The sequence below is a fragment of the Spirulina sp. CS-785/01 genome, assembly GCF_028330525.1.
In the GTDB taxonomy this organism is placed as follows: Bacteria; Cyanobacteriota; Cyanobacteriia; order Cyanobacteriales; family Spirulinaceae; genus JAQMSD01.
On record NZ_JAQMSD010000120.1, the window covers coordinates 48,828 to 60,421 of the forward strand.

General features: G+C 46.6%; 9 protein-coding genes and 1 pseudogene. 5 read left to right on the plus strand and 5 right to left on the minus strand.

Annotated elements, in window-relative coordinates; genetic code table 11:
* Positions 1 to 13: 13 nt before the first annotated feature.
* Positions 14 to 757, minus strand: coding sequence for a ribonuclease III (gene rnc / locus PN462_RS07320; RefSeq protein WP_272127397.1), 744 nt, complete (start codon positions 755 to 757; stop codon positions 14 to 16).
* A 279-nt stretch (positions 758 to 1,036) separates the two neighbouring features.
* On the opposite strand from rnc, the pseudogene PN462_RS07325 reads away from it, so the two are divergent.
* The 3 genes and pseudogenes from PN462_RS07325 to PN462_RS07335 all read left to right on the plus strand — a co-directional run.
* Positions 1,037 to 2,347: pseudogene (locus PN462_RS07325) on the plus strand (glutamate-5-semialdehyde dehydrogenase); the annotation flags it as partial.
* A gap of 18 nt (positions 2,348 to 2,365) precedes the next feature.
* The gene (gene folB / locus PN462_RS07330; RefSeq protein WP_272127399.1) at positions 2,366 to 2,773 is read left to right on the plus strand and encodes a dihydroneopterin aldolase; all 408 of its coding nucleotides are present in this window, start codon (positions 2,366 to 2,368) and stop codon (positions 2,771 to 2,773) included.
* 387 nt (positions 2,774 to 3,160) lie between these two features.
* Positions 3,161 to 4,408, plus strand: coding sequence for an L-lactate MFS transporter (locus PN462_RS07335; RefSeq protein ID WP_272127400.1), 1,248 nt, complete (start codon positions 3,161 to 3,163; stop codon positions 4,406 to 4,408).
* 119 nt (positions 4,409 to 4,527) lie between these two features.
* Here PN462_RS07335 and PN462_RS07340 read toward each other — a convergent pair whose 3' ends face one another.
* Positions 4,528 to 5,172 (minus strand): DUF3386 domain-containing protein, encoded by a 645-nt coding sequence (locus PN462_RS07340; RefSeq protein ID WP_272127401.1) that lies wholly within the window; start codon positions 5,170 to 5,172, stop codon positions 4,528 to 4,530.
* A 289-nt stretch (positions 5,173 to 5,461) separates the two neighbouring features.
* Between PN462_RS07340 and radA the strand changes: the two genes are divergently transcribed.
* A complete protein-coding gene (gene radA / locus PN462_RS07345) occupies positions 5,462 to 7,021 on the plus strand; it encodes a DNA repair protein RadA (protein WP_272127402.1) in 1,560 nt (519 codons plus the stop codon).
* 167 nt (positions 7,022 to 7,188) lie between these two features.
* Here the strand turns inward: radA and PN462_RS07350 are convergent, their stop codons facing one another.
* Entirely contained in the window at positions 7,189 to 8,784 is a 1,596-nt protein-coding gene (locus tag PN462_RS07350; RefSeq protein WP_272127403.1) for a glycoside hydrolase family 57 protein, read from the minus strand.
* A gap of 311 nt (positions 8,785 to 9,095) precedes the next feature.
* Here PN462_RS07350 and PN462_RS07355 point away from each other — a divergent pair, with 311 nt between their 5' ends.
* Complete coding sequence (locus PN462_RS07355; protein WP_443029095.1) at positions 9,096 to 10,253, plus strand: histidine kinase; 1,158 nt, start codon at positions 9,096 to 9,098, stop codon at positions 10,251 to 10,253.
* A gap of 5 nt (positions 10,254 to 10,258) precedes the next feature.
* On the opposite strand, the gene PN462_RS07360 is transcribed toward PN462_RS07355, so the two are convergent.
* Positions 10,259 to 10,564 (minus strand): urease subunit beta, encoded by a 306-nt coding sequence (locus PN462_RS07360; protein ID WP_443029093.1) that lies wholly within the window; start codon positions 10,562 to 10,564, stop codon positions 10,259 to 10,261.
* Positions 10,565 to 10,694: 130 nt separating this feature from the next.
* Positions 10,695 to 11,330, minus strand: a complete 636-nt coding sequence (locus PN462_RS07365) for a peroxiredoxin (protein ID WP_272127405.1) — start codon at positions 11,328 to 11,330, stop codon at positions 10,695 to 10,697.
* Positions 11,331 to 11,594 lie beyond the last annotated feature (264 nt).

The window sequence follows — 11,594 nt, forward strand, 5'->3', positions numbered from 1 at the left end:
GCTATATCACTCATTACCCATTCCCCATCACCACTCCTGAAGTAGGCGTTTTAACTTGAGAGTTGACGGATAAATAGGCAACTTTAGCTGCGGCCTGTTCTGCGGCCTTTTTAGATTGACCAATGCCTGTTCCTAAATAGCGATCGCGCAACCAAACCTCTGCCGTAAAGCGTTCCGTCGGGTTATGATTATTCTCGGTTTCATAGACCCGATATTCCGGCCTAATTTTATACTGCCCTTGACTCCATTCCTGTAGCGCATCTTTATAATTATAAAACGCCGGGTCTTGACGGACTTTTTTGGCGTGAGACAAGAGGACAGAATCTAGCCAACTGCGAACTAAATCCATAGAATGGGTACTGAGGTAGAGTGCGCCTAAAACCGCTTCAAAGGCATCTGCAAGGCGTGATTGTCGTCCATTGCGGTCAGTGACGGCCCCTCCTGCAACTTTTAAATAACGGTCGAGGCCATAATTGTCTCCCAAAGCTGCTAAACTGCGATCGCTCACTAAAACAGACCGAATTGCAGTAAACTCCCCCACAGGAGCATTGGGATACGTCTCCAACAACACTTCCGAGGCCGCTAAACGAACCACCGCATCCCCCACAAACTCCAACTGCTCATAATTTTGCTTCCGGTCTGCACTAGAATGAGTGAGAGCTAGATCGAGGAGTCCCCAGTCCACCGGAGAATTAGCCGGGAGTCCTAGTTTCTCAATCAAAGATTTTAGTTCTTTTTGGCGTTTTTCTGTGGTCATGGGTCATGGTTGGTCTTTTGCTATAGGCCATTTTGTCCTATCGGGGGAGAATTGTGATAATGGATGTTGAACCACAGAGATGGGGGAGATCAGTATTCGGGGATAGTATGCACCCCTGATTGTGAGATAATGCTTGTAGTTTGGGCATCTTGCCCACTATAATGCCAAGAACCAACAACGTGGAGAGTTGATAATAAAGGATTGGTTACTGTTCCTATTCCCAGTTCCGGAGTTCCCTGTTCCCTTTTTCAGAAATAACCAACAACAAATAACAAAACAAAAATGGTTGCTACAGATATTTCTCCGACAACTCGTGAAACTGCACAACAAACCAAGGCCGCAGCGCGACAATTAGCGGTATTATCAACAGAAGATCGCAATGCAGCATTAAATGTTATTGCCGATGCTTTAACCGCAGCGAGTGAAGACATTGTAGCCGCAAACCAAACCGACTGTGCAAACGCGGAACAAGACGGCATCTCCTCTGCATTATACGCCCGTCTCAAGTTAAGCGAAACTAAATTAAAGGCCACTATTGCCGGAGTCCGAGATGTGGCTAATTTAGCCGATCCGGTGGGTCAAATGCAAATTCATCGGGAGTTAGATGAAGGGTTAGTCCTGAAACGGGTAACTTGTCCGTTAGGGGTGTTAGGCATTATTTTTGAGGCTAGACCGGAAGCTCTTATTCAGATTACCGCATTGGCGGTTAAATCGGGCAATGGGGTGATTCTTAAAGGGGGGAAAGAGGCCATCCAGTCTTGTCAAACTTTAACCCGTGTTATCCGTGACGCATTGAGTCAGACGAATATTAATCCTAATGTTGTGCAACTTTTAACGACCCGTGAGGAAATTCGGGAGTTATTAGCATTGGATGAGGAAGTGGATTTAATTATTCCCAGAGGGTCTAATTCTTTTGTACGCTATGTACAGGAAAATACGCGCATTCCGGTGTTAGGCCATGCGGATGGTATTTGTCATGTTTATGTGGATGCGGCGGCGGATTTAAAGCAAGCGGTGGATGTTACAGTGGATGCTAAGGTGCAATATCCTGCGGCCTGTAATGCGGTGGAGACGTTGTTGGTTCATCAACAGGTGGCTGGGGAATTTTTACCTCAAGTGGCGATCGCGTTACAGGAAAATGGGGTAGAATTGCGAGGGTGCGATCGCAGTTTAGAATTCCTCTCTATCCCCCAAGCAACCCCAGAAGACTGGTCAACGGAGTACAGTGATCTGGTTCTCTCCATTCGGGTGGTAGAATCTCTAGAGGATGCCATTGGCCATATCAACACCTACGGATCGAAACATACCGACAGCATTATTACTCAAAACCCCGATACAGCCCACAAATTCCTCAAAAGCGTGGATGCTGCGGGAGTGTTTCATAATTGTTCTACTCGCTTTTCAGACGGGTTTCGTTACGGGTTTGGGGCCGAAGTCGGAATTAGTACCCAACAAATGCCTCCCAGAGGCCCGGTAGGATTAGAAGGGTTAGTAACATATAAATATCAGTTAGTCGGAGATGGCCACATCGCAGCTACCTATTCCGGAGAAAATGCGAAACCGTTTACCCATAGAACAATTAACAATTAACAATTAACAATTGATATTTTGAGCAACAAACAACAACCGACAACCCACAACCAACAACCAACCCAAGATAAAATCCATGTTACTGGAATTCGGGGTTATGGGTATAGTGGGGATTTACCGGAAGAACAGGTTTTGGGACAATGGTTTGAGGTGGATTTGATTTTGTTCTTGGACTTGACAAAAGCAGGAGAATGTGATAGTTTAGCCGCAACTTTTGATTATCGAAGCGCAATTACTATTACCCAAACCATCATTGAACAGCAAAAATATAGCCTCATTGAACGTTTGGCCACAGTAATTCTAGAGCAAATTTTAGCCTCTGATTCTCGTCTTGAACAAGTGCAAATTCGCCTCAGTAAACTAGCTGCACCAATCCCGAATTTTAGTGGCAAAATTACAGTAGAATTGAGTAGAATGCGATTATAAAATGAGGAAAGGTTACTAATTTATTGTCAGTTTTTAAGCTCTAAAGAGCTGACTACGAACCTACGTAGGATGCGATTATAAAATGAGGAAAGGTTACTGATTTATTGTCAGTTTTTAAGCTCTAAAGAGCTGACTACGAACCTATCATGATTTACCCGATTTGGTATTAGAAGTCAATTGCTGTATCTTTTCGATTTTTTGTTCCGTGTTTCCCTGCTCCCTTCTGGCTGAAATCTTAAATTGATCTTAATTACAAATGCGTATAAGCCATTACAGCATTTATTAAAGAGAGTAGGTAGAAATAAGACGACTTGAAAGAGTTTTCAATTGTTCTCAAGCACGAGGATAATTTTTTTGTATTAATGATTTCATCAAGGAGTGTCGCTGATGACAATTACCTCCGATAATTCAACATTGAAAGTGTTAGGACTCCCCGCAGAGCAGGGAAGATGGCTACTCATTCCCCTCGGAATGACCATTTTACTCTGTTTGGGGACAGTTTACTCTTGGAGCATCTTTAGAAACCCCCTAGAAACACAACTGGGTTTGACTGCCACAGAAAGCCTGTTACCCTACACCGTAGCTCTTTTCTGTTACGCGCTACTGATGCCCATTGCCGGATTTTATATTCCTCGTGTTGGGACTCGTGTAATGACGGCCATTGGCGGAGTTGTGGTTGGTTTAGGCTACATTCTCTCCAACTTTGCGGGGAATATTATGACCATGACCCTCTCCTATGGCATGATTGCAGGGATCGGAGTGGGTATTACTTATGGTGTGCCGATGGTGGTGGTTGCCCGTTGGTTTCCCGATAAAAAAGGGCTGACAGTGGGGTTAACCCTAGTGGGGTTTGGGTTATCTCCCTTAATTACTGCTCCCCTCGCTAAAAGTTTAATTGATGCTTACGGAGTCCAATCCAGCTTATTCATTTTAGGAATTGCCTTTATCCTCATTATTCTGGCCATCGCCACCACGATGAAATTACCCCCTAAAGAATGGCAACCCTCCCAAAAGCGAACCACAACCACCGCAATTCCCGCCACAACCACCTATCCAACCAATTTGCTGAAAAGCCCCTCCTTTTACGGGTTGTGGATTTGTTATACCATCGGCACGTTTGTGGGATTGAGTGCCATTGGCATTTCTAGTCCAGTGGGTCAGGAAATTATCGAAATTGATCCCGGAGTAGCGGCGAGAAGTGTGGCGTTATTTGCCCTGTTTAATGGGGGGAGTCGTCCTTTGTTTGGCTGGCTAGCAGACCGCTTTAAACCTCGGTATGTGGTGATTGGAGCTTATACCTTGATTTTAATTGCTTGTATTTTGATGGTGAATGCAGGGGAAGGCCAAGTGGCGACCTACTTAATTGCTTTTGGTCTGTTTTGGTTTTGTTTAGGGGGCTGGTTGGCGATCGCACCCACGCTAACCCTACAATTGTTTAATCCTGAAGATTACGCCCAAAATTACGGGATTGTGTTTACGGCCTATGGGGTGGGGGCGTTATTAGGAACGCTTGTGGCCGGACAAATGCGGGATTGGTTTGGGAGTTATACCTATGCGTTTTATCCTATGGCGGGATTGGCGATTATTGGTATTGTAGTGGCTAGTTTGATGCTGAAACGCGATCGCGCGGCGTAAAGCCCATCATCACCTCTAGGGTAGGCAGGTTTAGAGCATCCCTTAGCCTTGAGTAACCTGGCCCACCCTACAGGAATCCAGTTGGAATCCACGTTTTGAACAACGTGGAGAACTCAATCCTAAGACGATAATTCAATATTGGAGAACACAAACTCTTGGGTTTCTTCCCCTTTCTCCGTCTCCGTCTTCACAAAACGACGACTGAGAATAAAATAATCGCCCACCTTTTCGTAATCATCCTCAAACACGCTATGACCGCCCCGTTGTTCCCCGGTTTTGGGGTCGTGATAGACTGAATCATAACGATGGGATAAATAGCCCTCTCCCGTGTCGTGGGTGCTGAAAGTGTGAATGGTGACGACAACCCCGTGAATGTGACGGTGAACCATGGACACCACATTATCTTTGACTTTATAGCGATCGCCTTCCGCTTTACCGCCCATAATAATCTCAACTTCCCCATTCTCATCCGTCTCCCCATAGGAAAACGTATTAGCCCCATGGGTTTGCTCAAAGTCCCGGCGGATGCGGTGAATGGCTACTTCCCAAAGTTGGTTTGCAATAGCTTTCTCGGCGGCTTCATCCTCAATTCCGGAGACTTCACCCTTTAACTCAGGAGTCACCTTTGCTTTCCCGGTGAACGTCTTGTCACCCGTCTTATAAGTAACATCTGCGGTATATCCCGGAAAACTGTGATCCCAAGTGTAGCGATTGTCATAAGCAGACCGAAAAAAGTCCCGTGCCGACGTTTGTGCAACAGTCATAATAATTTTTCCCTTATTAGTGTTTCAAGGTCTCTAGCTTACTATTTTGACGGGTTTTGAGTCATTCGTCATTATTTGGGTAATGGCTAATGGGTTATCCCCCATCTCCCCCATCTCCCGACTCCCAATTCCCGACTCCCAATTCCCGACTCCCCTATCAACTATCAACTATCAACTCCAAACACTCCCGATACTTCCAAGAAAACCTGACACTTTTTTCAGTAAATCCCACTGAACGAGAGAAAAATACGATTAAATGTAGGAAGACCTGCATATTGCCTCAATTGCTATGCCGAAATCCCGCACGATTTATATCTGCAATGAATGTGGCTCGGATTCTCCCCAGTGGTTTGGGAAATGCCCCAGTTGTGGGACTTATGGCTCATTAGAAGAACAGGTGGTTCAATCAGGGGGGGTGAATAGTCGCACGGGATGGCAAGGGCAAAAACAACAGAATCAGAAAGCTGGCGGAAAGGCTGAACCTCGCGCCTCAAAACGCTTTTCAGAAATAGTCGAGGAAGCCCAACAGCGTTTTCCCTCTGGGTATGGGGAGTTAGACCGGGTGTTAGGGGGAGGGGTGGTCCCTGGGGCATTGGTGTTAATTGGCGGTGATCCAGGGATTGGGAAATCGACTTTATTATTACAAACGGCGAACCAGTTGGCAAAACAACACCGGATGCTCTATGTGAGTGCGGAGGAGTCGGGACAACAGGTGAAGTTGCGGGCCGGACGCTTGGGGGTGGGGACGACTCCGGTTCAAGGGGCCAGTAATGGACAGTCTAATGGGAAGTCGAATTCTAATGGCCATCATCCCTCCCCTCCAGAGCAACCAGAGGCTCTCGAATCCTTCTCCACCGATTCTAACCTCTATGTTTTGGCCGAGACGGATTTAGAGGAGATTTTACGGGAGTTGGAGTCCTTGAAACCCCATGCGGCGGTCATTGATAGTATTCAAACATTATATTTCGCTTCCTTGAGTTCGGCCCCCGGTTCGGTAGCCCAGGTGCGGGAATGTACCTCGGCCTTGATGCAGGTGGCCAAGCGAGAGAATATTACCCTGTTAATTGTGGGTCACGTGACTAAAGAGGGGGCGATCGCTGGGCCCCGTGTCCTAGAGCATTTAGTCGATACGGTATTATATTTTGAGGGCGATCGCTACGCCTCTCACCGTCTCCTCCGGTCCGTGAAAAACCGCTTCGGGGCTACCCACGAAATCGGCATTTTTGAGATGGTGGAACATGGTTTACGAGAAGTGGAAAACCCCTCTGAGTTATTCTTGGGCAATCGAGAAGACCCGGCCCCCGGTACGGCCACGGTGGTCGCTTGTGAAGGGACTCGTCCCATTGTGGTGGAGTTACAAGCCTTAGTCAGTCCCACCAGTTACACTTCCCCCCGTCGGTCCACCACGGGGGTTGATTATAGTCGTCTCCAGCAAATTTTAGCGGTTTTAGAAAAACGGGTGGGGATTCCCCTGTCTAAATTAGATGCCTATGTGGCCTCGGCAGGGGGGTTAGGGGTGAATGAACCTGCGGCTGATTTAGGGGTGGCCGTGGCCGTGGTGGCTAGTTTCCGCGATCGCATTGTGGATGCCCGGACTGTCTTAATTGGTGAGGTTGGGTTAGGGGGGCAAGTGCGTTTAGTGTCCCAAATGGAACTCCGGTTAAAAGAGGCGGCCAAACTGGGATTTAAACGGGCGATCGTTCCTAAAGGTCAAGCCTACGCGGATGATATTGGTATTGAAATTGTCGCTGTGGGCAAAGTGATTGATGCAATTATCGCTGCTATTCCCCCCCAACCCCGTTTCGGGAGTTTTGCTGAGGAGTCCAATGAGGAAGAATTGGAGAGTTGATTGGTAATTGGTAATTGGTAATTGGTAATTGGTGAACCACCAAGACACAAAGGACACAAAGCAGCAAGTCTAGTTGAAACCCACAAAAAATAACAACCAACAACCAAGAACCAACAACAAATTATTAATTGTTTATTGTTAATTGCTAATTGTTAATTGTTAATTGTTCATGGATCAAGTGGTCGGTAGGTGCGATAGTCGAGATTGGGGAAGATATTGTCGATTAACTCCACTTTTTCTAACCAACCGGAATCAATTTTTCCGTGACCAATATCCTCGTAGAGTTTATTAAACCGCATTAAATGCGATCGCGTGCGTCGTACTGCATAAGGAACCATTGTTCCCGTCCGCATGATAAACGCCCAATCTGAAGATTGCGCCAATAATAACTCCCGTGCAGCCTGATTTAACGCCCGTTTCTCTAACTCATCGGTAGCCTCCCGACGACTTAATTCGATCATCCGTTCGGTTGCTTTGTGGAGGTGGGGATAAACCCAAGCATTGGTCTCATTCATCCAAAACTCATGAAACCCTTTATATCCCCAACTGGACTGGGCCGGATGACTCACCTGTTGGGTAGGTTCTTGTTGGAGATAGTTGGCTAAATGGATCATCCCGTAACTCTGTTGATCAAACCAACTTTTTCGGAATAGATAATCTAAAAAACGGGGCCCTTCATACCACCAATGACCAAATAACTCTGCATCGTAGGGGGACACCACCAAGGGAGGACGCTGCATGACGCTAGAGAGATAGCGAATTTGCTGCTCTCGGTTAAAGACAAAATTCCCCGCGTGTTCGGCGGCCTTTTCCTTAGCCCAGTAGGGATCATATAAATCTTTCCGGCCTAAGTCTGCCATGCGACTGGTAATTTTGTGATATTTAATGCCCGTATTTTTCCGTTGACCGTTGGGCATAATGTAGGGTTTGATGTACTCGTATTCGGCTTCCCAGCCTAAATCTTTGTAGAATTCTCGATATACTGGGTCGCCGGGATACCCAACTTGGGACGACCACACCTGTTGAGAAGATTCCTGATCTCGCCCAAAGACGGCCACTCCGGTTTCGGTGAAAATAGGGGCATAACTGCCAAAGCGAGGCCGCGGTCGGGCATAGAGAACCCCATGACCATCGGTGAGAAAATAACGGAGGCCGGCATCGGCTATCATCCGTTCTAAACCGTTATAATAGGCGCATTCGGGCAACCAGATGCCTTTGGGAGGGCGGCCAAAGGTGTCCTCGTAATGTTGACACGCGACTTCAAGTTGGGCCCAGACCGCTTGGGGGTACATTTTCATTAAGGGGAAGTAACCGTGGGTCGCACCACAGGTAATAATTTCGAGATTATTACTGTCGAGAAATTGTTTAAAGGCGGTTACTAAGTCCCCGTCGTACTTCTCCCAGGTTTGTCGGACTCCTTGAAATTCTTGGGCGTAATGTTCTGCCAGATACTTGAGATGACCGTGATGCTTGTTGCGTTCAATTTCTTTTTCGGCGAGGTCTTGGAGAAGTTTGAGGTGTTGGTCGTAACGGTCTTGTAAGAGAGGGTCTCGAAGCATGGACACCAAGGGAGGGGTCAAACTCATGGTGATTTGGAATTCTACCCCGTCCCGCTTTAACCCCTCAAAAATTTGGATCAGGGGGACGTAGGTTTCGGTAATGGCTTCAAAGAGCCATTCTTCCTCAAGAACGTAATCACTCTCTGGGTGACGGACAAAGGGCAGATGAGCATGAAGAACAAGGGCAAGGTAGCCAAGAGCCATAATAATTCTTTGGGGTCAACAGGATGGGAAATTGAACAGATAGAAAGATGTTATCTTGCGATCGCTCGCTGGGGATACACACCTTCTCGCCAAACAAAATTTATCCTATTTTAAAGTTTAAGCGAACCTCCGAAACGCCAAAAATAGACTTCCTTCTCATTAAATGACTCCTCAGTTGCTAAAAAAGATATTAAGATATTATTAACTAGATATATTTTCTGGCTGTAACTCATCAGTCAATACCTGTGACTCCAGCAACTTCGCACCCTAGTCCCGTGCTGCAATACAACCATGGCAACAACGGTAAATCAGTGAATCCAGAGGTTTCCCTCAATACCCCCAAAGCCTTACAGCTTTTACTATTTGTCGATGAACGCTCTCGTTCTCAGGAACAGACTCAACAAGTGGAAAGCTATCTCCAAACCCTCAAAGAGGACTATCCTTTTGAGCTTCAGATTATCGAAGTGAAAGAGCGTCCCGATTTAGTGGAGCATTTTCGCCTAGTGGCGAATCCTTCCCTAGTCAAATTGTTTCCCGAACCCAGACAGGTGTTAGTAGGAAGCAGTCTAGTGGCTCAGTTAAGACGGTTGTGGCAACAGTGGAAAGAAGAAGCTCAACGACAGCAAGAGGTTCTCGAAAAAGGGTTATCACAACCTGACAACGCTCACGATGTAGAAAACGGGAAAAATGGTAATGGTTATTCCCCAGACAACATTTATTTAACTGAGGAAATTTTCCGCCTCAAAAAAGAAAATCAGGAGTTACGGGAGCAGTTACAGTTTAAAGACCAAGTGGTGGCCATGTTAGCCCATGACTTACGGAGTCCTCTCACTGCCGCGTCTATTGCAGTGGAGACCCTAGAACTAGCCCAAAATCAACCGGACTCGGAAAAAGCCAGCGAATTAATGGGTCAACTCTACAAGCAGGCCCGCACCCAGTTTCGGGTGATGAATCGGATGATCACGGATATTTTACAAACGGCGAAAGGGGCGAGTTCACTGAATTTAAAGTTACAAAATGTGCATTTACCTGATCTCTGTGAGGATATTTTCCAACAGTTTACCGAGTCTCTGACCACCAAAGCCCTTAATTTCGAGAAGGATGTCCCCCAAGATATTCCCCCGGTTTATGCGGATGCAGAACTCATTCGCCAAGTTCTCACCAATTTAATCGAGAATGCGATTAAATACACGCCGGAACAGGGAACGCTTAGTGTTTCGGTGTTGCACCGCACGACACAAAAAGTACAGATCAGTGTGTCTGATACGGGGCCAGGTATTCCAGAGGAGCAGCAAGAGCAAATTTTTGATGGCCATTTTCGCCTTAAACGGGATGAGGCGAAAGAGGGATATGGGATAGGATTATCCCTGTGTCGTCAGATTATTCAAGCCCATTATGGACAGATTTGGGTGGATAGTGTCCCCAATTTTGGCAGTTCGTTCCATTTTACGTTACCTGTCTATCGGTAGTCCCATTAACACGCACCATTGACTAAACCATTAAACCCATAAACTTCCCGACTTCCTGTATAGGGAACTAACTCCACCTCCTTCTCATCCCCCGGTTCAAACCGAATGGCCGTTCCAGCAGGGATATTCAGGTGCATTCCCTTTGTCGCCTCTCGCTCAAATTGTAACGCCGAATTGGCCTCAAAAAAATGGAAATGAGACCCCACTTGAATGGGGCGATCGCCCGTATTGGCAACAGTCACCGTCAACGTTTCTCGACCCGCATTTAACTCAATCTCTCCCTCATTAACCAACAATTCACCTGGAATCATCCTTATATTCCCCTCAAATTCAAACCATAGACCCATATTAAAAGAAACCCCCCATAAAAACCACAGAGACCAAAAGACCCCTTCTCCGTGTTCTCCGTGTTCTCTGTGGTTCAACATCTCCAGACAACCCCTACTTATTCGGCTGAGGAGTCATCCGTAAATAAGACTTAATCTCATTCACCCCTTTGGGGAATTTCTGCTTCGCTTCTTCGGTGGGGATAGAAGGAGCAACCACACAGTCATCCCCATCTTTCCAGTTAACCGGAGTGGCCACTTGATAATTGTCCGTTAATTGTAACGAGTCAATCACCCGCAAAATTTCTTCAAAGTTGCGGCCAGTGCTAGGGGGATAAGTAATAGTAAGACGGAGTTTTTTACTGGGATCAATGACAAACACGGTTCGCACCGTAATACTAGAGCTAATATTCGGGTGAATCATCCCATAGAGTCCAGACACCTTCTGATCTGCGTCCGCCAAGATAGGATAATTAAGGGTGGTGCTTTGGGTTTCATTGATATCATTAATCCACCCTTGGTGGGAGTCCGCATCATCCACACTCAAGGCCATGACTTTCGCATTACGCTTCTCAAATTCTGGCTTGAGTTTTGCTACTTCTCCTAATTCCGTGGTGCAAACCGGGGTGTAGTCTGCGGGGTGGGAGAATAACACCACCCAGCTATCCCCCGCCCAATCATAAAAAGAAATGTCCCCTTCGCTAGAGGACTGTTTAAAGTCGGGTACTGTATCGCCTAATTGCAGAGCCATAATGGATTCTCTCCTGAATCGAAATGCAATCACTAATCGTTTCTTATTGTGCCACATACTCCGGTTTTCCGGTCGAGTTTTTGGAAATTATCGAGGGATGAGCAACGGCAATAGTGTTAATACTCCCCTATTTCCCTCTCCCCATGCTCCCCAGTCCTGTTTGTAGAGCGTCTCCGCGCTTGAGAAAGGATATCTCTCCCTGTCCCAATTTATTCAACAAAAGAGCCGCTTTCCTCCCCCACCTCGGAACAGGTGGGGGAGGAA